We start from the raw sequence: 24,799 nt of genomic DNA on the forward strand, positions 1-24,799 counted from the left end.
CTGGTTTCTTGTTTATTTCACAGCTTCTTTTAACTCTTTACCTGCTTTAAATGCAGGAACTTTACCAGCAGCGATTTGAATTTCTTCGCCGGTTTGTGGATTACGTCCTGTACGAGCAGATCTTTCACGCACTTCAAAAGTTCCAAAGCCGATTAATTGAACTTTATCGCCAGACTGTAATGCAGTAGCAATTGTGTCAAATACAGATTGTACAGCTGCAGAAGCATCCTTTTGAGAAATATCAGCTGATTGTGCGACATTTTTAATTAATTCTGTTTTGTTCATGTTTTCACCTCATAAAAAAATTTTTTGGAATGAATGATTTAGTATAATAGATAGTAAAGATAAAGCTATTTATATTGTTAGAAAGAATGCTATATAGTTATGTTAATTTCGTTGCAGGAAACTGAATCCCTGCTAATAATTAGGGATTAATTAAGAAATGATGCATAGAAAACGCTATAATATGAGGATGAGGGGGAGTATACGAGTGATTTTTCGTGAAAAGGATGAGAAAGAAAGTACATTAATTCGTCAACATGATCATGGTTTTTTAGCTGGAGAGATTGCAAAGCATATAAAAGAAGATTTTTTTGAAGATGACACATATTTAAAAGAGACAATTGATGCAATATATGAGCATGATAGAGGATGGATAGAACTTGATAAAGTACCAATTTTAAATGATGCTAAAAATATCCCATATACATTTATGGATTGTCCAAGTTCATTACGTTTTGTCTTTTATACGATTGGTTTGAATGAAATTGAAGATTCCAATCCATACGGAGCATTACTTTGTAGTAAGCATTTTTTATCATTTCCATTAAATGAGGAAGATGAAGAGATGATGTCATTTTATACAGGGGAATTGGAACGACAAAAAAGAATATTGACGACGCTAACAAAAGAACAATTTGCGATGTTCGATAAACATTATAGATTATTAAAGTTTTGCGATGAACTTTCTTTATATGTCTGTATGAATAAACCGGGTGTAGAAAAGGAAGAGGAAATTGATTTGTTTAAAGATGGTTTTGAAGGAACAGAAATGTTTAATAGTAAGGAGGAGAAACCTATACAAGCTGAATGGGTGGACAAGGAAACAATTCGGATTACACCGTTTCCATTTCAAACGGAATTTCATACGTATGTAAAATATAAAACTATAAATAAACAAGAAATTGAAGAAAAAGGAATTGCAAAAGCTGATAGAGAATCAGAAATAAAGAAACAAACTATTCGTTTCATACAATAAGGAGGCGATTTCGATTGAAAGAGTACATGTTAAAACAAGTGGATTACCATGCTTGGGCTAATCTACGATTATTCAATCGACTAAAAGAATTACCAAACTATGAGACGATTTTTACTGAACAGATGCAGAGTGTATTTCCATCAATCAAGGATACGTTTGCCCATATTTATATTACAGATCAAGTGTGGTTACACATATTGCATGGTAAAAGTATGAATGAAGCAATACAAGGCCGAGAAGATTTACGAAAACAAATGGAAAACAAATCGTTACATGAATTAGAAAAAATGTTTGAAAACATGGCAGATCAATATAAAGACTTTTTAAGTACAATACAAGATGTGAATGCTGTATTTGTTATCGAGAATCCATATGTAGGAAAATTAGAAACTTCAATTTTAGAGTTAGTACAACATGTCGTAAATCATGGTACATATCATAGAGGAAATATAACAGCGATGATCCGTCAACTTGGTCATTCGTCGACAATGATGGATTTTGTACTGTATTTACATATGGTTAAAAAGCAGGGAGAGTAATATAGTTTATAAGAAGGAGAGGCTTTAGTTGTAGAAGTCTCTCCTTCTATTTTATTCCGCATGAATGGTAGATCAACTGATTAAAGTTTTACTTTATTTCTTAAGAAGCTTTATTTTCTTGTAATTGCTTCGCATATTGTACAGCTTTATATGCATTGACTCTACCGTTTTTCCAGTACGTACCTGTACCAGTAATTTTATCAGAAGTTGACTCAATAATTTGGCGAATTTGTGTATTGCTATATCCTTGATTTGCTAAAAGAGCAGCAACTCCTGCGACATGAGGTGTTGCCATAGATGTACCACTTAATGATTGATACGTGCTTCCTTTATAAGTAGAATATATATTTGAACCTGGTGCTGCAACATCAACCCAGCTACCATAAGTAGAAAATGAAGATTTCTTATCTAATTGGTCTGTAGAAGCAACTGCAATTACTTCGCTGTAATAAGCAGGGTAATTAGCTTTTGTATTTCCAGCATTTCCAGCAGCTGCAACTATAACAGAGCCTTTATTCCATGCATATTGAACGGCTTGTTGTAATGCAGTACCACCATTTGGAGCTCCTAAACTTAAACTAATTACTTTTGCACCCGAATCAGCAGCTTCTCGAATACCTTGCGCTACAGCATCGAGAGTACCACTTCCTTGATTATCTAATACGCGAACAGCATAAATGGAAGTTTGTGGGGCAACACCAGCAATTCCGACGCTGTTATTCGTAAGTGCTCCAGTAATTCCAGCGCAATGTGTACCATGACCATTCCCATCATCAGATGTATTGTCGTTATCAACATAATCATGCCCGTAAATTACTTTCGAAGCCAAATCAGGGTGTGAGCCTTGAACTCCTGTATCAATAATGGCTACTTTTACACCAGGATTACTTCGTTGGCTATCCCAAGCTTGTGGAGCTTGAATTTTTTGTAATCCATATTGATTTTTAAAATATGGGTCGTTTGGAGTCCAAAAGGCGTGAACGTAATAATTCGGTTCTGCATATTCCACATCTGGATTATTTTTATAACTCTTTATTTTTTCTTTTACAGTACCTTTTGAAAATTGAACGACTTCAAAACCTAACTTATCATCTTTAGATAAGACATTAGCTCCGACAGATTTATGAAAAGATTGCACATTACTTAAAGATGCATTTTGCTTGAACTTAACGATTAATTGGTTGGGAACGTAATCAGTAGATGATGTTTCAGCGCTTGAAGTATTCGTGTTAAAGAAGAAACCACCAATAATAAAAGATAAAACAGATAGGAAAACAATGATTTTGTTTTTCAAAAGATTTTTCCTCCCTTTTCTTGGATGAGTTTTTCAGCGACACTTTAATGTCGCATTCCTTTTCAACTATATAGTTAGACCATACGATTTATGACATTTATGTGAAAAACTTTTGGAGGAATAAAAAGGAGTAAACATTGATATAAATATATTTTTAATGATAGTAATAAAGTAAAAGAGGGGATGAAAAAAGGAATGCTCATCATGTATGAGTCATTCCTTTTTTCATAGATTAACTTGCCTGTTTTTTATTATTTTCTTTCAATTTCTCTGCTTGTAAAAAGCGATTCGTTTCAGCAACAACAATACCACTTAACCCAATAAGACCAATTAAGTTTGGAATCGCCATAAGTCCATTTGCAATATCCGCAAATGTCCATACGATGCCTAATTTTAAATTCGCACCAATAGCAATCATGACAATAAAGATTGCTTTATAATATTTAACAGCACTTTCTCCAAATAAATAAGCCACGCATTTCTCACCGTAATACGACCAGCCTAAAATAGTAGAGTAGGCGAATAAAATAATTGCGATACCAAGAATCATACTACCAGCAGTACCGAATACAGATTGAAACGCAAGTGTTGTAGCTTCAACCCCAGTTTTACCAGACTTCCATGCACCTGTAGTAATTAATACTAGCCCTGTAATTGTACATACAATAAATGTATCTAGAAAAGTACCAGTCATTGAAACTAAAGCTTGCTTTGCAGGGGAATCAGTTTTTGCAGCCGCCGCGGCAATAGGGGCACTCCCTAAACCAGCTTCGTTCGCAAATACGCCGCGCGCCATTCCAATTTGAATAGCTGATGCAACTGTTGCACCGATAAAACCACCAGTAGCTGCAGTACCATTAAACGCACCAGAAAAAATAAGTGAAAATGCTTCAGGAATTTGATCGTAGTGATAGAAAATAATGATAAGACCAGCAATGATATAAAAGAAAGCTTTAATAGGAACAACATATCCTGTTACTTTCCCGATTTTTTTTACACCGCCTAAAATAACGATAGCGATTAAAAATGACATTACTATACCAGTTAAAGCAGGAGGGAAAGAGAAATTAATTCGCATTGCCTCTGCAACTGAATTAGATTGCACCATATTACCGATACCGAAAGAAGCAGTTGTACCGAATATAGCAAATAAAACTGCAAGCCATTTCTTACCTAAACCACGTTCTAAATAGTACATTGGCCCACCCGAATATTCACCATTTTCATTACTAACACGGTACTTCACCGCAAGAATTGCTTCGGCATATTTTGTTGCCATACCGAATAAAGCAGTAATCCACATCCAAAAGATTGCACCAGGCCCACCAATCGTCACAGCGGTTGCAACACCAGCTATATTTCCCATACCAATCGTTGCCGCCATAGCTGTCATAAGTGCTTGGAAGTGGCTAATATCTCCAGAGGAAGATGTATCTTCTGATTTTTTAAAAGCTAGTTTGTGAGCGTATAATAGTTTACTAAACTGTAAACCTTTTAAACGCACTGTGAGAATAATACCAGTACCAACGAGTAACAACAACGTTGGTAATCCCCACACATAGTGATTGATTTGTTCTAATACTTTACTTACTGTCTCCATCTTTATTCTCCTTTTTTAGAAAAAATAAAAACCACTTCAAGTAAATGAAATGGTCTCTGGAGAAACAAGGGATAGAAAAATAAACCGATACAAATCGGCATTTTCTTTCGCTTGTCTCTGTCCTTTTACCTGAGAGATTATCCGCTATAGTAGCGGATTTGCTCCTTCGGTGCTCGTTTTCCTCTACGCTATATAAAGCGAGAGGGAGTCTCTCCAGAGATTCGTCCCCATGCAGTTCTACTTGTAAACAAGACCTGAGAGTTTCAAAGTCGGTTAACAACTTTTTGCCCCGTCGGTAGATCAATAGACCTTCTCCTGAATGGTTCATCCGAATTATAAAATTAATAACCTATACGCATTGAATGTGTATAAGATCAATAAAAACATTATAGATATACAATTAGTGAAATGCAATCATTTTTTATTTTAAAATAGTAAAGAATTCTATTTTTTCGAAAGTCCTAATTTCTCTTCAATTTCAGTTAAAGTAGATAAAGCGATGACAATATGTTGATCTGCAAGCCCTAAAGCATGTTTCGTATTTTCAATTGTTGCACTGTTTGGAGTAGAGTTACTATCTCCGTCTATAATTAAATCTGCCGCGTTTTTCATAAATTTAGAAGCAGCTTTAAACTCAGTTGTGAAATAAACTAGTTGTTCTTGTATTTGTACTTCCGATATATTTTCTTTAATTTTCAAAGTGTCTATTTCGTTCAAAATATTTTCATATTGTTTGGAAACAGCATTCATTGTAACTAATAGTTTATCTCTATTTACTGAATCTCCGTTCGTGTTAATTTCTTCCCAAGCAGGCAACCAATCTTTTTCGATGATGTCATTATAATTAGTAGTCAATTCATTAATTTTAGGTTGCAATTTAGTTTTGAAAGTTGTTGTATCCGCTGTTTCTACAGTTGCTTTTTCGTTGTTATTTTTACCATTAGTAACGTAGAAAATTGTACCGAAAATGATGAAAATAGAAATAACAACTGTCCATTTAGTAAAAAGTAATTTCTGCAATATGTAACGCCTCCAAAATTTAAAAACTTATAATTATAATATATAACAATAATGTTGTTTGAAGTAGAGAAAATAAGAGTTTTAGTGAAAATGAATAGAAGAAAACTAGTTTCAAATATTTCAATGACTGTATTATTAGTTGGTTTAATTGCATTCATATTTATGAATAAAGAATCTAACATTAAAGATTTTCCAGTGCTAATGTCAGTAATTCATATTAATGATGATAAGGAAGAGGAGTATAAATATATGAGTGTAATGCTTATTACACTGGTAAGTGGAGCGGAGGGGAAAGCGGGTATACTGTTAGTTTTAAAAAGTGGAAAGAAAGGTAAAGATATTACATTACCCAGGAGAAATTACGTATTATATATTTGAAAAATAATTGATAATAAAAGAGAGAGGAAGTGAATGATATTGTAGGATTGTTTACTTTCTATCTCTTTTGATTTTTAATTCCGAATTATTTAAATTATAATTACTATGTGTATAGAATAAAATAATATTTAGTATGGAGATGAGATAATAAATTGCCAAATATAAAAAAGATAGGTCGTTTTTGTCCTACTGATGATGAAGGATATATTATAAATGATGCACATATTGAAAAAGTTCAACCTATATTTATGGAGGTAATACAAGAAATAAAAAATACTTGTTGTGAATTGCTACAGGATGATTTACACAGTGTTTATATAAGAGGCTCAATTCCAAGAGGGATTGGAATTGAAGGAATTGCAGATATAGATGTGATTATAGTAGTACGAAAGGATCCTAAATTAATAGACTTAAGCTGGCGAAAGAAACTAGAAGTTCAAAGTTTGCAAAAGTTTAGTTGTATAACAGGAGTGGAATTGAGTTTTTACAGTGAAAAAGAAGTGATAAATTCCAAGAGTTTTTCTTTTATAAGCTTTATGATACAGACACATGGAGTATGTATATTTGGTCAAGATGTAACATTGTCTTTACCTAAATATAAAGTAAGTGAGGAGTTAGCCTATGAACACCTTATTCAATTGCGGAAACAAATTGGACAAGCACGCGAAGAATTAATTCATAATAAAGGCGTGGATGATATTGTGGATTGTTGCCGTTGGATTATGAAAATAATAATCAGGTCAGGTCTAGCATTGACAATTGAGAGAGAAGGACTTTACTCCAGAGACTTATATCCTGCCTATGAATTATTTAGTAAGCATTTTCCCGAACAAGAAAAAAATATGAGAAAGGCATTACAATATATAATTGAACCGATAAATGATATAAATGAAATTTTATTATTTTTAAGTACGTTTGGTGAATGGCTGATAGAAAGAGCGGATGCTTTTTTGAATACTATAGATAACTAGAAGGATATAATTATGTTATGTAAACAAATAGGTGATCTAAGTGTTCGTGATTTTGCAGACTATTATGGGATTCCGAAAGACGTGGCAACAGGAAGTTCAAATGGATGTTTAACAGCGTATCTTTTAAAGTATCGTTGTTTGGAACAGAAAAGATAAATATGCGTGTTGAACAAGGATACGAGATGAAATGGTCCTCTTTAATACATATAAGAGCTGAAGAAATAGAGAGTAAAAATAATGTTCGTTTAGGGGAAAAGTAGAAAGTATTGCAGATGAGAAATGGAATGTAAGATAAGGGGGAATTAGATATGCTACTAAAAACAATCTATTGTAAGGTAGAAGAAGAGAAAAAGGAATTGTTTTCAAAAGCACAAGAAAAATGGCGTGATATACAGCATCTAGATGGATTTCATGGACAATTTGGTGGGTGGCATGAAAATGAGGCATGTGTATTTACTTTATGGGAAGATAGAAATGCATATCAATCATTTATGAATGGTGCTCACGATACAATTTATTTAAATAGTAATCAAGAGGATACGTTTCTTTCATGTGAAATCGAATTATTTCAAACATTGTATGATATAGCAGAAGTGCCTTTGAAAGACGTTGTTACAGAAGGATCCTTCGTAAGGGCGGCTGTATGTGATGTAAAGGAAGAAAAAGAAAAGCAATTTTTACATAAACAAGAAACAATTTGGAATAAAGGAATGAAAAATATAAAAGGGATGCTAGGTGGGATAGTTGGGAAGTCTTTACAAAATGAAAATCGTTACATCGTGTTAACTTATTGGCAAGATGGAATGGCACATCAAAATTATGTAGAAGAGATTTTAACTGAGTTGTATAAACTAGCTAATATTCATGAAGATATAGAAGATATGAGAGGTAAACAAGTTGTATGTAAGGAAGAATGGTTTGTATATTAAGCACGGAAAAAGTGTATAAATGAATGTATAATAAAGATATTTTCTTATAAATAAGTAATTAATAGAAGACGTTATATGCCCTTTCATGTTAATATATTTAAGTTATAATAGGAGGCTTACCCTTTTTTATTGTACGGTAGAAGCAGTGTGAGCTTGAAATTTTTTTAGAAAAGGATGTGCCTAATTTGCGTATCAATAAATTTATTAGTGAAGCTGGAAAAGCGTCTCGACGCGGAGCAGATAAATTAATTAATGAGAGAAGAGTAATTATTAATGGTAAGGTTGCAAAAATTGGTGACCAAGTGAATCCAGGTGATGATGTACGCGTAAATGGAGAGCAACTTCGCATTGCTCGAGATCACGTATATATCGCTTTAAATAAACCAGTAGGTATTACATGTACGAGTGAAAAATCAGTAAAAGGTAATATTATCGATCTAGTGAATCATCCATTACGAATTAGTCACATTGGACGTCTTGATAAAGATTCAGATGGTTTAATTTTGTTAACGAATGATGGTGATATTGTTAATGAAATTTTACGTGCTGAAAACAAACATGAGAAAGAATATATCGTTTCAGTAGATAAGCCAATTACACCTGATTTCTTAGAAAAAATGGCAGCTGGTGTGAAAATTCTAGGTACAAAAACACTTCCTTGTGAGATCACACAGTTATCAAAATATGAGTTCAAAATTATTTTAACACAAGGATTGAATCGTCAAATTCGCCGTATGTGTGAAGCTTTAGGGTATCAAGTATATACGTTAAAACGTACGAGAATTATGAATATTGAATTAAATAATTTACCGGTTGGACAGTGGAGAGATTTAACGAAGAAAGAGAAACGCCGTCTATTTGCAGACTTAAATTACGAACCACAAGAGTGGTAAAATTGAGAAGGAGAAACCAAAAACATTTTTTGGTTTCTTTTTTTATTAAATAAAAAATCTTTTCCAAACACTTGCAAAAATAAAATGAATAAGATATAGTAAATAACAATTAATGGATGTATTTAAAAAAGCAAAGAAAAGGACACGAGTTATTTTCCCCGGTTATACAGAGAAGGAAGGAAAGCTGAGAACTTCCTAACGCAGAAAAATAACTTACCACCTTAGAGCTGCACTAGGGAAACGAAGTATCTAGTGCCGTGTAAGCGACGTTATCGCAAAAGAAGCCATTATGTTTTTTGTGATGGGAATCTGGGTGGAACCACGGATATAAGCATATTCGTCCCTATTTTAGGGATGAATATGCTTTTTTGCATTCAATTTCATAATAAGCGAAGAAAAGGACACGAGTTATTTTCCCCGGTTATACAGAGAAGGAAGGAAAGCTGAGAACTTCCTAACGCAGAAAAATAACTTACCACCTTAGAGCTGCACTGGGGAAATGAAGTATCTAGTGCCGTGTAAACGACGTTACCGTAAATGAAGCCATTATGTTTTTTATGATGGGAATCTGGGTGGAACCACGGGTATAAGCACGCTCGTCCCTATTGTAGGGATGAGTGTGCTTTTTATTATGAAATGGAGAGATGAAAAATGAAAGAACAAATGATTGAAATTAAATTTCCAGATGGTAGTGTGAAAGAATTTGTAAAAGGAATTACTTTAGAAGAAATTGCGGGATCCATTAGCAGTAGCTTAAAAAAGAAAGCAGTCGCAGGGAAAGTAAATGATGGGTTATATGATTTACGCCGTAATATTGAAGAAAATGCGGAAGTAGAAATCGTTACTATAGATTCAGATGAAGGTGTAGAAATTGCAAGACACTCTGCGGCACATATTTTAGCGCAAGCTATAAAAAGAATTTATGGTAATGTAAACCTTGGTGTAGGACCGGTAATTGAAAATGGATTTTATTATGATATGGATCTTCCAAGTAGTGTAAACGTAGAAGATTTACGGGAAATTGAAAAAGAAATGAAAAAGATCATAAATGAAAATATCAAGATAGAACGAGTTGAGGTTTCTCGAGAAGAAGCAGCTAAACTGTTTCAAGAAATGAACGATCGCTTGAAATTAGAACTTTTAGAAGCAATTCCTAGTGAGGAAAGTGTAACACTATATAAGCAAGGTGAATTTGTAGATTTATGTAGAGGACCACATTTACCATCTACAGGTTATTTGAAAGCCTTTCAATTAACTCACGTTTCCGGTGCATATTGGCGAGGAGATAGTAACAATCAAGTGCTTCAGCGCATATATGGTGTTGCATTCTCTTCCCAGAAAGAATTAGAAGAGTATTTACATTTCGTTGAAGAAGCAGCAAAAAGAAATCATCGTAAATTAGGGAGTGAGCTTGAGTTATTTATGTTTTCTGAAGAGGCTCCGGGAATGCCATTTTATTTACCGAAAGGTCAAATTATTCGTAATGAATTAGAAGCTTTTTTAAGAGAAATTCAAAAAGAATATAATTATCAAGAAGTACGCACTCCATTCATGATGAACCAAGAAGTATGGGAAAGATCAGGGCACTGGGGACATTATAAAGATAATATGTATTTCTCAGAAGTGGATAATAAAAGTTTTGCATTAAAACCAATGAACTGCCCAGGTCATATGTTAATGTTCAAAAATAAATTGCATTCTTATCGCGAATTACCGATTCGTATGTGTGAGTTTGGTCAAGTGCATCGACATGAATTTAGTGGGGCGTTAAACGGATTATTAAGAGTACGTACTTTCTGCCAAGATGATGCACATTTATTTGTAACTCCAGAACAAATTGAAGATGAAATCAAATCTGTAATGGCGCAAATCGATTATGTATATAAAACTTTTGGATTTGAATATGAAGTAGAACTTTCTACTCGTCCAGAAGATTCAATGGGTGATGATAAGTTGTGGGAACAAGCAGAAGCGGCGTTAGCAAATGTATTACATTCATTGAATTGTAAATATAGACTAAATGAAGGTGACGGTGCATTTTACGGACCGAAAATTGACTTCCATATTAAAGATGCTTTAAATAGAAGTCATCAGTGCGGAACAATCCAGCTAGATTTCCAAATGCCCGAAAAGTTTGATTTAAATTATATAGATGAGAAGAATGAAAAGAAAAGACCAGTTGTCATTCACAGGGCAGTATTAGGATCTTTAGATCGTTTCTTAGCGATATTAATTGAGCACTTTGGAGGCGCATTCCCGGCATGGGTAGCGCCAGTTCAAGTGAAGGTCATTCCAGTTTCGAATGCAGTCCATGTACAATACGCAGATGAGGTTGCGGATAAATTAGCACAAGCTGGTGTTCGTGTCGAACGAGATGTACGAGATGAAAAATTAGGATATAAAATTAGAGAAGCACAAATGCAAAAAATTCCTTATGTACTTGTTATTGGGGATAAGGAAATGGAGAACGGAGCTGTAAATGTACGTAAATATGGGGAAGAAAAATCAGAAGTTGTTGAACTAAATGGATTTGTGGAAAGTATGAAAGAGGAAATAAATAATCGGAAATAGAGTTTAAAGAGAAAACACACCAATTCATAATGGTGTGTTTTCTTTTTTACCTTACAAAAATGTAAGGTAAATGTAAGCGAAATCGAAGGAACGAGTTGTAGAAAGATGAGAATATGAAGTAGGAAATAGGTTCATGTTATCTGTATAACCTTTTTAGTTTGAAGAATTAAAAAATTCTTAAGAATTTACATGAGAAAAAGATAAGAAATGTGTGAGAAATTAAATTTATACAAAAGGGATGGAGTGAAAGAGATGTCAACAAATGTAGTTACTGTAGAAAGTGTAGAAAAAACGTATGGGAAAAGAAATGAGAATCAGTCAAAAGCATTAAGGGGTGTGTCATTAAGTATTAAAGAAGGGGAATTTGTAGGGATTATGGGTCCTTCTGGATCTGGAAAGACGACTTTACTGAATGTGATTAGTACATTGGATCAAGCGACAGGTGGCAGTGTGACAATAGCTGGTACAAATATTACTTCTATGAAGGGGAATGCATTATCAGATTTTCGATCTCAAAAATTAGGGTTCATCTTTCAAGATTTTAACTTACTAGAAAACTTATCAATTTATGAAAATATTGCTTTACCACTTTCTCTGCAAGGTGTACCTTCAAGTGAGATTACTGGAAAGGTAAATGAGGTGGCGAAGAAATTAGGAATTACTGAAATTTTAACAAAATATCCAACTGCTGTTTCTGGTGGACAAAAGCAAAGAACAGCGGCAGCACGAGCTTTAGTACATAATCCAGCAATCGTATTAGCAGATGAACCGACAGGAGCACTTGATAGTAAAAATGCAAAAAGCTTATTAGAAGCGATGCAAGATTTACATGAAAATCACAATGTAAGTATTTTGATGGTTACACACGATGCATTTAGTGCGAGTTATTGTGAGCGTATATTATTTATTCAAGATGGTCTTCTATATAAAGAATTAAAGCGTCAAGGAACGCGAGAAAGTTTCTATCAAGACATTTTAGGTGTGCTCGCTCATATGGGCTCAGCTGCTGAGTCTAAGTAGGGGGCGAGACTATGTTATTCAAATTATCACGTCATAGTATGAAAAAGATGTTAAAAGATTATATGGTTTTACTTATCGGTCTCGTTATTAGTATTAGTATTTTTTACATGTTCCAAACGATGGCGATGAATAGTGAATTTACGAAGGATAATAGTCTTATTAGTAGTATTAGACTCGTATTCTGGGTAGGTGCAATACTATTATCTTTCATCACTGTATTTTATATTATATATGCCAATTCTTTCTTACTCACGTTAAGAAGAAAAGAACTCGGTATGTACATGATGCTTGGTGCGAAAAAGAAAAAAGTAGCACAATTATTATTTATTGAAACATTCGGTATGGGTATTGTTAGTATTATTATCGGGATTTTAGTAGGGATGTTACTAGCAAGTGTAGCAGGAAACTTTTTAATGAATGGTATGGAAATTTCAGCAAAGGGTAGTTATTCATCTGTATATACACCAGCAATCATAGTTACAGCTATTTTCTTTTTAGTACTATTTTTTATTACTGGTTTAATGAATAGCATCCGCTTATTACGTAAAACAGAATTAGAATTAATACGTGAAGATGAAACACTAGATGAAGTGAAGAAAAGCAAAACTCGCATTATTATAATGACTGTACTTGGTGTATTACTAGTAAGTACAGGATACTATTTTATGATAAATATAAAAACGTTTGCTGAACTCGGTTTTATAATAGCGACAATCGTTACAACACTTGGAACATATTTTATCTTTAGTTCATTGCTCCCATTTTTTGTGATGAAAATTAAAGGGAATAAAAAACGAAATGAAACGGGCTTAAATAGTTTTACATATGCACAGCTACGCTTTCGAGTAAATAGCTTATCGAGAGTATTAGGTACTGTAGCAATGTTAATTGCATTAGGCGCAGGTGCGATGACTGCAGGTATGGCATTCCAAAAAAATGTAGGTATTATGACAGACTTCTCACGTGTATATGATGTCGTAATTCATGATCCAAATGAACAAGATACAGCTGCATTAAAAGAAATGGAAATTGTGGAAGAAAGCCAGTACAAGTATAAAGTAGATGGAGAAGCGGTTTATTACTTACGTAACGATTTAACTGCGAAACCGCCACTTGTTTCAGACCACTTTGATACAAAAACTTTAAAAGAGCCTGTTCGTAAACGTGTGACTGAACCTTTAACTGAACCTGTATATTCTGCTTTAGAGGCTCCTGAATCAGCAAAATTCCCTCGTATGCCGAGAGATTGGGAAGATGCAATTGTAAGAGAAATACAAATTACACATAATCAATTTAACGGAAAACCTGTAAGAATTGCAGATGAAGCACATTATAAAGGAATTCAAGAAACAGAACACACTGTAACATTAGCAAAAGTAGATGATATGAAAAAGTATAAACCGTTGTTGATCGAAATAGATAAGAGACAAAAAGAACAAATTGAAAAAACAACAGGTACAAAAGTAGACTTATTTACGAAAATGACAATTTATCAATTTATGAACAGCTTCATGAGTGGAACAATGTTTATGGGATTTTTCCTCGGAATTGCATTTTTAGCAATGATGGCAAGTTCCCTTATGTTCAAAATATTAACAGGTGCTTCTCGTGACGTACGACGTTATGAAATGTTACGAAAAATCGGTGTGAGACGTAGTATGTTAACGAAAAGTATATATAAAGAAATTTCATATTTATTTATCTTCCCAGCAATCATTGGTATTTCTCACGTGTTAGTAGGGCTTAACTTATTTAGCTTCATATTAGTTGACCCGTTTGTAAAAGTGTGGGTGCCAATTGGGATTTTCTTAGTCATTTATTTCATCTATTACTGGATAACTGTTCAACTTTATAAAGGTATGGTAATGCCGAAAGAAGAAGTAGCTAAATAGTTTATGAAAAGAGTCCTTGTTTGAAAACAAGGGCTTTTTTCATAATGTTCTCTATGCAGAAGGAAAAGATTGGATAATGGTCGAAAAATATAATATAACTTCCGAGAAATGACTAAAATAATACTATTTTGTCGAGAGAAAGGATACGAAATATGAAAGAAATGCTACAGTTATTTCGCAACAAAGTGTATGCACGATTTTTTCTAGCGAATATTTTAGAACGACTCGGTTCTATGATTGCTGGAATTTCTTTAATGTTTTACTTGTTAGATCAATACGGAAAACAACCAGTTTACGCAACAATGACGCAAATTATGATTGCGTTACCTGCATTAATCTTTTTTCTATTAGTAGGGACAGTAGTGGATCGTTTTGATAGACAACGTATTTGTACGATAAGTAATATATGTTGTTCGCTCTGTAATATTGGAATCCTAATTTCGCTTTATTACGGGATGATTATACTTGTCTTTATATTTTTGTTTTTGGAAAATGCATGTATACAATTTTTCTCTCCATCAGAACAGTCGATGATACAGGGAGTGGTTGAATCAGACCAATACGGTGCAGCAGCGGGTATGAATCAAATGGTAAATAGTTTGTATGCTTTGTTTGGTGTAGGAATTGCAACGATGGTGTACTGGACTTTTGGAATTTACGGGAGCATTTTAGTAAATACGCTCACTTTTATTATGAGTGGTATTTTGATTCAAACGATCTCCATTCCAGAAAAAGTTCGTTTACCAAATGGGAGAACAAAATGGAAAGAAGTTAATTTGAAGATGTTAATAACAGAGTTTAAAGAAGGGATCAAGTATATATACCAAAATGAAACTTTAAAAAAATTACTTTTAGGATTTATCGTGTTTGGTTTATTAAATGGTATTTTAAGCGTATCTACTACTTACATATTAAAATACAAATTGGCACCAGCAACGTATGAAAGTTTAGCAATGGTGGGCGGTGTAGTTGGAGGGATTTCATTATTAATTGGAAGTATAGTAGCAACGAGTATAGGTAAGAAATATGCTCCTAAACCTATTATTGTATTTGGTATGGCAGGTTCAGGGATCTTCTTCGGTATGTGTTACTTTGTAAATCATGTATGGTCTTTTTATGTATGTATCGCTTTTGCGACTTTCTTTTTACCGTTTATTAATGTTGCAATATCGGGCTGGATGTATGAAATTGTAGAAGAGTCATTCATGGGGCGTGTACAAAGCTTGCTTAGTCCATTAACGACAGGATTCCAGCTTTTATCTCTCGGTGCGATAGCGATGTTATTCCCAAAATGGATTCTTGCAGATACATTGTATATTATTTTATTTGGTTTATTATTGTTTGTTACATGTTTATATCAAGCTATTTTACCAAGTGGGCAAAAGCAAGTACATACAGTAGCTAAAGAGATGTGATATATTTAGTTTTTTATTTCTGAATATTCTATCGTATGGTAAGGGGAAATTGTTATGTTGATGCGAATGGTTAAGTGGTGTGGGATTACTTGTTTACAACTAGTAGCTGCAATTTTATGTATAATCTGCCTAGGAGCGCTACCACGTTTATTTAAGGGATTACAAATTGATTTAATCGGTTTTTGGAATACGATTGTATTTCTTGGAGGGAAGTTACTACAACCAGGTGAAATAACATATGGTTTTCGAGACTCAAGAAAATTATTTCCGCAAATATGGATTCATTATATTGAAACGATGATTGTATTTCTTTCAGCTTTTTTACTCTCTTTGCTTATAGCGTATATACTTGTCATTTGGGTATTACAGCGTTCTCATATGAAACAGAAAATGTGGAACGGGATTTTTCTTACGCTTGAGAGTATACCAGATATATTACTTATTTTATTATCGCAACTTCTTGTCGTAATTATGTTTCAAAAAACAGGATTTATGCCGATCAAACTGGCTGGATTAGGGGAAGAAAGGATACGTTTGTTACCAATTATATGTCTTACAATACCAACAACATTATTGTTTATTAAACTGTTGTTATTACGGTTTAAAGAAGAATTAGAGAAAGATTATAGTTTATTTGCTAAAAGTAAAGGGCTTAGTTTAAGACATATTTTAACACATCATATTTCAAGAAATGTTTTGTTAACAACGATCTATTATGCAAAAACAAATATTTTATTTATGTTATCAAATTTATATATTATTGAATGGATATTTAATACGTACGGTATGTTTGTTTTTGTAAAAGAAAATTCGAAATTAGAAATATTTACAGTGAGTCTAGTAATATTATACGTACCGCTTTTTATACTGTTTCGTTTATTACATACGTTCTTACAAAATGTTATAAAGGAGCGTGTGTAACATGTGGCAAGTTGTAAAAAGAGATGTGAGATTTTGGATAGGTATTACTTTTTTGAGTGTACTAATGATTGTTAGTATTGGATATACGTTGTTTTTTGATGGGAATATTCGTGAACTTACGATGATGTATAACGAAAAAGGGGAACTAGAGGCAGCTCCATTTGCACCATCAAGTAAATTTTGGTTTGGAAGTGATGTGAAAGGTCGTGACCTTGTTCAATTAATAATAGAAGGTGCAAAATGGACAGTTGGTGCAAGTATAATTATAGCGATTTTACGAGTTATAGTTGGAGGGGGAATTGGTTTACTTCTTGGTATGTATGGTAAACGTTCTTTTCCAGTTATTTCATCCTTTTTTGATCCTTTTAGTATTGTACCGATGGTTATGATTTCTTATTTTATGTTAAATGAAGTATTAACGTTTGATAGTGGAGCAGAAGTTGTGCCGTTATATTTGCGTGTGGCATTTCAAATTATAGTTCTTGTATGTCTCGCTGTACCCACAGTAATGTTGTATGTAGCGCAAGAAGTAAAACGTATTAAGAAAGAAGAATTTATGTTGGCAGCCACTGTGCTCGGCGGTAGTAAGTGGCAGAGGTTGAAGCGCCATATATGGCCTCATATGTTACCACCATTTCTTTTATTAGTAGCACAACAATTTGTAAGTACGTTATTACTTCTTTTACATCTTGGTTTGTTACAATTATTTTTTGGCGGAACAATAACCTTCAGTGGAATGGATCCAGATAGTGTAACAAAAGAATGGACTGGCCTAATTGGTCAAAACTTCCGCCATTTAACTACACATACATGGATTGTACTTATACCGATTGCTTTTTATAGTATGACAATTCTCGCAGGAAATCTAGTTAGTAATAGTATGCAAGATGCGATTAAGTTAGGAAATACGAGAAGGCCAGAGCGGAAAGGTAGAGAAGTGCAAGCAGAGAAACAAGTACAACCAACTACGAATGACTTTTCTTTTTATAGAGAGATACAAAAATAAAAAGATAGCTGAAAGCAACTTGTTTTCAGCTATCTTTTTCAGTTTATAGTGGTGGTAAATCAATCTTACCTTCTTCAAATAATTCTTTTATCATATGCTTCGTATAACCAGCAGCTTGACCAAATGTGATTTTTGCTGGCATTGGTGCTTCGTTAGCATCTACAACTACATCGATAATACATGGTTTGTTTTGTTTTACTGCGTTTTCAAAAGCTGGGAGTAATTCATCTATATGTTCAACGCGGTATCCGATACCTCCACACGCCTCTGCATATTTTGCAAAATCAGGGTTCGTTAAGTCTGTTTCGAATTCGATATTACCCATGACTTCTTGCTCGAATTTAATCATCGCAATTTTATTATTGTTTAATACGACGACAACAATTGGTAGTTTATATTTAACAGCTGTTACGAAGTCGTTCATTGTCATTCCAAAACCACCGTCACCACAAACTGCAAATACTTGTTTATCCGGGAATGCAATTTTTCCAGCAAGAGCACCAGGTAAACCGCAACCAAGTGTTGCGAGCCAGCTAGAAATGATAAATTGTTGATTTGTCATACGGAAGTGCCTTGCTGTCCATACTGTTACATTTCCGACATCGACTGATAGAATTGCGTCATCATGTGCTACTTGCTGCAGAGCATGCATAACGCGTTGTGGTTTAATTGGAATGGAAGAGTCTTCTTCTTGATCGTGTAATTTTTCTTCCCACTTTTTCATCATGTCTTGGTAATGTTCTAAGAAGGAATGGTCTGTGTGTTCTTCAACATTTTCAATTAACCATCGTAAAGTTTTTTCAGCATCACCAGCTAAACCAATATCTGTCGCATAACGTTTCCCAATTTGGGCAGGATCTGTATCGATATGAATTGTCTTAGCTTTTTCAGGTAAGAAACCGGTGAACGGATAAGAAGTACCAACCATAATTAAAGTATCTGCATGCTTCATTGCTTCATAAGAAGGTTTCGTTCCGATTAATCCTAATCCACCAATACAAAGAGGGTGTTCATCTGGAATAACGCCTTTAGCTGGTAATGTAAGTACGATTGGAGCACCAATATGTTCTGCAAATGCAAGTAAAGATTCTCTCGCATGTTTTGCTCCTTTACCAGCTAAAATAACAGGTTTTGTCGCTGCATTTATTGCGAGTTTTGCTGCATCTAAATCTTCTTTTTGTGGAAACAACTCAGGCAAAGTAAAAGAAGTATTTGTAATACGAGCACCATTTTTTACTTCGAATTTCGGGACATCATCTGGAATTGTAAGAACGGATACACCTTTTTTCGTATAAGCCATTCGAATTGCTTGATTCACTACGGCAGGTAGTTGCTCTGCTGACATAATACGCTGGTTATAAACCGCGACATCATCAAACATTCTTTCTAAATTTACTTCTTGGAAAAAATCCGTTCCGAGTAAATCGGTTTCTACTTGACCTGAAATTGCTAGAACAGGGGCTTTATCGAGTTTCGCATCATATAAACCATTTAATAAATGAATAGCACCAGGTCCTGCAATTGCCATACAAACGCCAAGTTTTCCTGTTAATTTCGCATAGGCAGCCGCTGCTAATGCACCAGCTTCTTCGTGGCGAACTTGAATGAATTTAATTTTATCTTGTTTTTTTCTTAAAGCTTCAATGATAGAATTGATGGAATCTCCAGGCATACCGTATATGTGTTCTACCCCCCAGTCAATTAATAAATCAACTAATGCTTCACCGGCTGTTTTTCCAAACATAATTGTTCCTCCTTATAATTAGGTAGATACTATTATGTTTTGGAGAAAAAGGAAAAATATACAAATGATAATATTATTATCTTTAATGATGACCAGCGAATAGTGTAAATACTGTTATTAGTAAAAATCCACTAGATGCCCATGTTAAAAATGAAAGGAAAGAGAGCTGCTTCTTTGCTTTCCAAAGCATTTCATGAATTGTGACATAGCCAAGTGAACCGATAGCACTTCCCATAATGAGTCCTTGTAAATGAAGCGCTTTTCCTTCCATTAAAATGCCAAAAACTGTACCGGTACCGAGAATAAGAGATAGTAATAAAGTTGTTAATAAAAAGGAAATATATTTATGTTTTGTAAATAGAAAGGGGATAATTAATGCTAAGCCTTCAGGAATATGGTGAACGACGATTGCTATTAAAAAAGGTATGGCAGAGTCAGCATGATTAATAAAAGCAGTACCTAAAGCAAATCCACTCGGCAAATTATGAATAAATATAGCGAAAGAGAGAAAAAGGAAAGTTTGCCATGCTTGTTGATCTTTTGTATGTATCATTGGATGGTGACAATAGTTATCTAATAAGCTCATAATTAAAATACCGATAGCCATACCAAGTATAGGTCCAATCATTTCATAACTTGAAAATGTTTCAGGAATAATTTCAAGTAGTAAGAGTCCAAGTAAAATTCCGCCACATAATGCATATAAACGATGCATTTTTTCTTCAATTAGCTGGCGCGTAGCAATGCCAACAGCACCGCCTAATAATAAGCCACCAAATGAAAAAAATGTAACTATCATAGGAATCCATAATCGTTCCATCGTATCACACTCCGATTCTTCCACCTTATTTTTAGCTTACGAAAAGGAAAGTTAGATTAGTCCAAGTAATTGTGTTTGATTATAGAGAAAAAACTAATAATTCGTTATAATTTATATATTAAATTTAAGTGTAAATATGAAATGAGGAATAATTTTGCAAACAAAATGGAGTTTATCTGAATACGAAAATCCAAAACGATATGATATAGAAAATAAAAGTTTATCAGATTTTCCGTTTTTACTATCATGGGCACAAAAACTACATATACAAAATGAATGGATTCTAGATCTTGCCTGTGGTACAGGAAGGGTTACAATTCCATTTATAGAAAATGGATATCAAATGATTGGTGTAGATATACATGAAGGCATGCTTGCTGAAGCAAAGACAAAAACTACGGATTGTAAGAAGGTAAAATGGTTACAACAAGACTGCTTACAATTGAACATTGAAGATACCATTTCGCTAGCATTTATGGTGGGGCATGGATTCCAGCATTTCCTTACAAATATTCATCAAAATCAATTATTAACATCTATTCATCATGTGTTAGCTGAGAATGGTATATTCATATTCGATACACGTTTCCCTTCAAAAGAAGAATTAATACAACCATCTATAGAAGAATATTGGACAACTGTTAATGATGAAAAGGGAAGAAAATGTGATTTATATACTGAAATGACATACGATTCAATTCAACAAATACAGCACTACATAACAACAAGAAGGTTTTATGAGGGGGATACTCTAGTAGAGGAAATAAAAACAACGATAGATCTTCGTTATACGTACCCGCAGGAGTTAGAAAGATTATTAGTAGCGAATGGTTTTGAATTATTACATATATATAATGATTGGGAAGGCAATGAGTTGGGAGAAGATTGCTATTCTATGGTAGTAGTCTGCCGGAAGAAAAAATAGTATTATTTTAAAAATATGAATGTGAAAAGCCTTTAAGGAGAGGAAAAAATGACTTGGTACTTAGATAATGTTTATGAATTAAATAAAGAAGCGCCCTATACATTCTACCTTCCTAGCTCAGAAGTTTTGGAGAAATTAAAGGTTGGGGATTTGGTAAAGCTAATTTTTGTATCTAAAAATGAGGAAGAAGATGGATTTAATGGTGAAAGAATGTGGGTTGAAATCATTGAAAGAAATGAGAAGAAGTTTGTAGGGGAACTGAGCAATGAACCATATCGCTTAGATTTAAAAATAGGTGATAAAATTTCATTTGGGATGGAAAATATATGTGGTGCGAGACGTTCTCGAGTAAGTAATGCGGGAGCATAGGCGACAACGAGGACTATTCTTAATTGTAGAAACATCGAAAACAATAAAGAGTAGGATAACTGTTCAGGCGAGTGAGAGGAATGAAGGAGTAACGCCCCGAAACTCTCCCAGTGAGATTCCCAACTGCATACACTCGGCAGAGTGAGATGTTGGAAGCAGGGTAAAACATGCGGTTACGGTTCGTAGTGTCTATATGGATAACCGAAAGCCAGCAGGAATAATAAACCGGCTGGAACTAACTAAGTACCGTATGCTGTCAACCGACAAGGTGAGAATGTGTAAACACTGACGAACTTGCGAATGTACACCTCGATAGGTTTACGGGTCAGAAATGATTCGGAGTCTGAAAATAAGACTTGTCTAATGGATTGGAAACATCGCATAGTGACCAATCCTAACGTTGTTACAGGCAACGGAGCTAGACACGGGGTAAAGCAAGCACCTAAATCGGAGATTGAAAGATCTTTAAAACAACGATAGTCTGAACGGAACGTCGAAAGCCACTAACGTTGGGTCTATGACTCTATCGGCGGATATAGTTGAATACGAAACGGGTAACCGAGGGAAGTATTCTTAATAGTGGTGAGAGTAGTGGCACGACCGTTGAAGATTCTGTAATGGAATTGGAGGAACAGCCACAAGCCTATTTGTAGGAACTGAAATTTCATCTAATCTTGCATGGATTCTGGTAAGACTCAAAAGGTCACCAAATCAATATGAGAGTAGGTGATAGACCATGAATGATAGAACTAAGTCCACGCCAAAGAATAAGAAACTAAGACACAACGAATACTACGGTATCCAAACTTTCTTAGATAACTTATACCAGAAGGCAACAAAGAAAAATTCTTTTAAAAATTTAATGCCTATCATTATATCAGATGAAAATATACTCCTCGCGTTTCGTAATATTAAAGGAAACAAAGGGAGTAAAACAGCAGCTTGTGACAATGTAAACATTAAGGATATTGAGAGAATGGAACAAAGCTATTTCTTGAACGAAGTAAAAAGACGCTTTCAAAACTACCAACCGCAGAAAGTAAGGCGCAAGGAAATACCGAAACCCAATGGGAAAACCAGACCTCTGGGAATACCAAGTATGTGGGATAGGATTATCCAACAATGCATCTTACAAGTAATGGAGCCTATCTGTGAAGCACACTTCTGTAACCGAAGTCATGGATTTCGCCCAAACAGAAGTGCTGAAAATGCTATAGCAGACGCAACAAAACGGGTAAATCAGCAAAACCTTACATATGTGGTGGATATAGACATTCAGGGATTCTTTGACGAAGTAAGTCACGTCAAACTCATGCGCCAACTATGGACACTGGGTATTCGTGACAAACAACTACTAGTCATTATCCGGAAAATATTGAAAGCGCCAGTGCAACTGCCTAACGGCAAAACGATATTTCCGACCAAAGGTACCCCGCAAGGTGGTATCCTTAGTCCACTACTCGCCAATGTTAACCTTAACGAATTTGACTGGTGGATTAGTAATCAATGGGAAACTTTCAAAGCCAAGAAGGTAAAGCCGAGATTGAAAGATGGGATTTGGAGTAATGACACTGTAACATATTGTCTATCCAAAACATCCAAGATGAAACCAATGTATATCGTAAGATACGCAGATGATTTTAAAATCTTTACAAATACACGTAGGAATGCGGAGAAAATTTTCGAAGCAACTCAAATGTGGTTAGAAGAACGTCTAAAACTGCCTATCTCAACCGAAAAGTCTAAAGTAACCAATCTGAAAAAGCAACAGAGTGAATTCTTAGGTTTCACTCTTAAGGCTGTAAAGAAAGGTAAGAAGAACGGTAACACACGATACATTGCAGTAACACACATCTCTCCAAAAGCACTGGAAAAAACAAAACAAGATTTAGCAAAACAAGTGAAAAGGATACAGAGAACCCCAAACTCTAATGAAACAATTAAGAGAATCAGTATATACAACAGCATGGTCATTGGTAAGCACAACTATTATAAAATAGCAACGCATGCTTCCCTGGATTTCAGTAAAATGAACCATAGTCTTGGTCACATGATGTATAACAGATTCCCAAAGTCAAAAATTAGAGGAAAAAGCAACACAAACGGATACACGAATATAGGGAAATATAAAGGGAAAGACAGAGGTATTAAACCATACCTAAAGTCAAAAGCGATGAGATTTCTCATGAAATGTCCTATTTTACCAATCTCCTATATTCAACACAAAAAACCGATGATGAAAAAGCAATCTATTAACAGATACACCGCAGAAGGACGAGCCCTTATACACAAAAACTTGGCAGAAATAACCGAAGCGGAACTGAAATGGTTAAGAGAAAACCCAGTTATAAATGAACGGGCAACCATAGAATACAATGATAATCGAATTTCTCTTTATATTGCACAAAAAGGAAGATGCAGTGTAACAGGTGAGAAACTCTCGCCTTGGGACATCCACTGTCACCATAAGCGATTATGGAGTGAAACAAGGGATGACAGCTACAAAAATCTTACCATCATCAAGCCAAGTGTCCATACACTAATACACGCGACCAATATAGAAACCATAAACCAATTCCTCAATAAATTAAAACTCAACGAGGAACAGTTAGGCAAACTTAATAAATTGCGGAAATTAGTCAAAAATGAGGAAATCTGTATGTAATCACAAAATGAAGTGGATATGGAACATGAACAACTAGCGTTGTTTGCTTAGAGCTTATCATTATTAGATGAAAAGAAAACTACAATATAGGTGGACCGCGGTATGCCGTGAAAGTGGCACGTACCGTGCGGATCGGGGGAAAAGTTGGAGATAACCTCAAAGACTTACCTATCGACAATATACGGAATATGACGATCCATCTTCAAAAGATTGGGATTTTTATTTTGATACGAAGGTAATTGTTAGTAATGATGTACTTGAAAAAAGAGAATTTAACTTTATGCTTAAAGAGGATTCAAGAGAAAAAGGTGACTCTGGTTGGTCGATACTGAGTGGTTATGAAAGTGATGACTATGTCAATAATCCTAAAAACTTTCAAATTATTTCAATTGGAGTCATTTTGAATATAGATGATTCTATTTTAAAATTTCTTGAGGAACCACCTTTATGTGCATATGAAAGAAATGATGAAGGTAGATTCTATAAAATTGAAGACTACGATTGGGATGCATATTTAAATGGATAGAAAAAGTTATTACGTTTTAAAGAAAGCAATATAATTTCACCCT

Annotated in this window: 20 protein-coding genes, 3 pseudogenes, 1 riboswitch and 1 other annotated feature; of the genes and pseudogenes, 17 read left to right on the forward strand and 6 right to left on the reverse strand. The window is 34.4% G+C overall.

The window, feature by feature from the left end:
- Positions 1–12 precede the first annotated feature (12 nt).
- Positions 13–285 (reverse strand): HU family DNA-binding protein, encoded by a 273-nt coding sequence (locus EGX95_RS10305; RefSeq protein ID WP_001043907.1) that lies wholly within the window; start codon positions 283–285, stop codon positions 13–15.
- Positions 286–490: 205 nt separating this feature from the next.
- Here EGX95_RS10305 and EGX95_RS10310 point away from each other — a divergent pair, with 205 nt between their 5' ends.
- The gene (locus tag EGX95_RS10310; RefSeq protein ID WP_000577275.1) at positions 491–1,258 is read left to right on the forward strand and encodes a DUF3891 family protein; all 768 of its coding nucleotides are present in this window, start codon (positions 491–493) and stop codon (positions 1,256–1,258) included.
- Between the two features lie 14 nt (positions 1,259–1,272).
- On the forward strand, positions 1,273–1,797 hold the full coding sequence (locus EGX95_RS10315; RefSeq protein WP_000666447.1) for a DinB family protein: 525 nt from the start codon (positions 1,273–1,275) through the stop codon (positions 1,795–1,797).
- Between the two features lie 100 nt (positions 1,798–1,897).
- On the opposite strand, the gene EGX95_RS10320 is transcribed toward EGX95_RS10315, so the two are convergent.
- The 3 genes from EGX95_RS10320 to EGX95_RS10330 form a co-directional block, all read right to left on the reverse strand.
- A complete protein-coding gene (locus EGX95_RS10320) occupies positions 1,898–3,091 on the reverse strand; it encodes a S8 family peptidase (RefSeq protein WP_000790934.1) in 1,194 nt (397 codons plus the stop codon).
- 232 nt (positions 3,092–3,323) lie between these two features.
- On the reverse strand, positions 3,324–4,691 hold the full coding sequence (locus tag EGX95_RS10325) for an alanine/glycine:cation symporter family protein (RefSeq protein ID WP_000451025.1): 1,368 nt from the start codon (positions 4,689–4,691) through the stop codon (positions 3,324–3,326).
- 107 nt (positions 4,692–4,798) lie between these two features.
- Positions 4,799–4,918, reverse strand: a riboswitch (glycine riboswitch).
- Between the two features lie 217 nt (positions 4,919–5,135).
- Positions 5,136–5,711, reverse strand: a complete 576-nt coding sequence (locus EGX95_RS10330) for a hypothetical protein (RefSeq protein WP_001170877.1) — start codon at positions 5,709–5,711, stop codon at positions 5,136–5,138.
- Between the two features lie 51 nt (positions 5,712–5,762).
- Between EGX95_RS10330 and EGX95_RS10335 the strand changes: the two are divergent.
- The 11 genes and pseudogenes from EGX95_RS10335 (at position 5,763) to EGX95_RS10385 (ending at position 17,707) form a co-directional block, all read left to right on the forward strand.
- A pseudogene (locus EGX95_RS10335) lies at positions 5,763–6,096 on the forward strand (hypothetical protein).
- 145 nt (positions 6,097–6,241) lie between these two features.
- The gene (locus EGX95_RS10340) at positions 6,242–7,060 is read left to right on the forward strand and encodes a nucleotidyltransferase family protein (RefSeq protein ID WP_001132913.1); all 819 of its coding nucleotides are present in this window, start codon (positions 6,242–6,244) and stop codon (positions 7,058–7,060) included.
- A 12-nt stretch (positions 7,061–7,072) separates the two neighbouring features.
- Positions 7,073–7,216, forward strand: a complete 144-nt coding sequence (locus EGX95_RS30350; protein WP_002080500.1) for a PhzF family phenazine biosynthesis protein — start codon at positions 7,073–7,075, stop codon at positions 7,214–7,216.
- Between the two features lie 152 nt (positions 7,217–7,368).
- Positions 7,369–7,989: a YdbC family protein gene (locus tag EGX95_RS10350; protein ID WP_000925145.1), complete on the forward strand. Its 621-nt coding sequence runs from the start codon at positions 7,369–7,371 to the stop codon at positions 7,987–7,989.
- A 185-nt stretch (positions 7,990–8,174) separates the two neighbouring features.
- Positions 8,175–8,882 carry a 23S rRNA pseudouridine(2604) synthase RluF gene (rluF, locus tag EGX95_RS10355; RefSeq protein WP_001222168.1) on the forward strand — a complete coding sequence of 236 codons (708 nt, stop codon included), beginning with the start codon at positions 8,175–8,177 and terminating at the stop codon, positions 8,880–8,882.
- A 124-nt stretch (positions 8,883–9,006) separates the two neighbouring features.
- Positions 9,007–9,230, forward strand: a binding site (T-box leader).
- 303 nt (positions 9,231–9,533) lie between these two features.
- On the forward strand, positions 9,534–11,453 hold the full coding sequence (gene thrS, locus EGX95_RS10360) for a threonine--tRNA ligase (protein ID WP_000663066.1): 1,920 nt from the start codon (positions 9,534–9,536) through the stop codon (positions 11,451–11,453).
- A gap of 252 nt (positions 11,454–11,705) precedes the next feature.
- Positions 11,706–12,473 carry an ABC transporter ATP-binding protein gene (locus tag EGX95_RS10365; protein WP_000106430.1) on the forward strand — a complete coding sequence of 256 codons (768 nt, stop codon included), beginning with the start codon at positions 11,706–11,708 and terminating at the stop codon, positions 12,471–12,473.
- Between the two features lie 11 nt (positions 12,474–12,484).
- On the forward strand, positions 12,485–14,365 hold the full coding sequence (locus EGX95_RS10370) for an FtsX-like permease family protein (protein WP_000897880.1): 1,881 nt from the start codon (positions 12,485–12,487) through the stop codon (positions 14,363–14,365).
- Between the two features lie 143 nt (positions 14,366–14,508).
- Positions 14,509–15,780: an MFS transporter gene (locus tag EGX95_RS10375; RefSeq protein WP_255254330.1), complete on the forward strand. Its 1,272-nt coding sequence runs from the start codon at positions 14,509–14,511 to the stop codon at positions 15,778–15,780.
- A 54-nt stretch (positions 15,781–15,834) separates the two neighbouring features.
- Positions 15,835–16,701 (forward strand): ABC transporter permease subunit, encoded by an 867-nt coding sequence (locus tag EGX95_RS10380; RefSeq protein ID WP_000929037.1) that lies wholly within the window; start codon positions 15,835–15,837, stop codon positions 16,699–16,701.
- Between the two features lies 1 nt (position 16,702).
- A complete protein-coding gene (locus EGX95_RS10385; RefSeq protein WP_000267884.1) occupies positions 16,703–17,707 on the forward strand; it encodes an ABC transporter permease subunit in 1,005 nt (334 codons plus the stop codon).
- A gap of 43 nt (positions 17,708–17,750) precedes the next feature.
- On the opposite strand, the gene EGX95_RS10390 is transcribed toward EGX95_RS10385, so the two are convergent.
- A complete protein-coding gene (locus tag EGX95_RS10390; protein WP_000467231.1) occupies positions 17,751–19,451 on the reverse strand; it encodes a pyruvate oxidase in 1,701 nt (566 codons plus the stop codon).
- An 82-nt stretch (positions 19,452–19,533) separates the two neighbouring features.
- A complete protein-coding gene (locus EGX95_RS10395; RefSeq protein ID WP_000440593.1) occupies positions 19,534–20,271 on the reverse strand; it encodes a ZIP family metal transporter in 738 nt (245 codons plus the stop codon).
- Positions 20,272–20,425: 154 nt separating this feature from the next.
- Between EGX95_RS10395 and EGX95_RS10400 the strand changes: the two genes are divergently transcribed.
- From EGX95_RS10400 to EGX95_RS10415, 4 genes and pseudogenes are all read left to right on the forward strand, one after another.
- Positions 20,426–21,196, forward strand: coding sequence for a class I SAM-dependent methyltransferase (locus EGX95_RS10400; RefSeq protein ID WP_001193760.1), 771 nt, complete (start codon positions 20,426–20,428; stop codon positions 21,194–21,196).
- Between the two features lie 48 nt (positions 21,197–21,244).
- A pseudogene (locus EGX95_RS10405) lies at positions 21,245–21,526 on the forward strand (DUF2314 domain-containing protein); the annotation flags it as partial.
- 775 nt (positions 21,527–22,301) lie between these two features.
- The gene (gene ltrA / locus EGX95_RS10410) at positions 22,302–24,230 is read left to right on the forward strand and encodes a group II intron reverse transcriptase/maturase (RefSeq protein WP_000999901.1); all 1,929 of its coding nucleotides are present in this window, start codon (positions 22,302–22,304) and stop codon (positions 24,228–24,230) included.
- Between the two features lie 181 nt (positions 24,231–24,411).
- A pseudogene (locus EGX95_RS10415) lies at positions 24,412–24,756 on the forward strand (DUF2185 domain-containing protein); the annotation flags it as partial.
- Between the last annotated feature and the right edge of the window lie 43 nt (positions 24,757–24,799).

The organism is Bacillus sp. FDAARGOS_527 (assembly GCF_003812125.1).
Taxonomy (GTDB): Bacteria; Bacillota; Bacilli; order Bacillales; family Bacillaceae_G; genus Bacillus_A; species Bacillus_A paranthracis.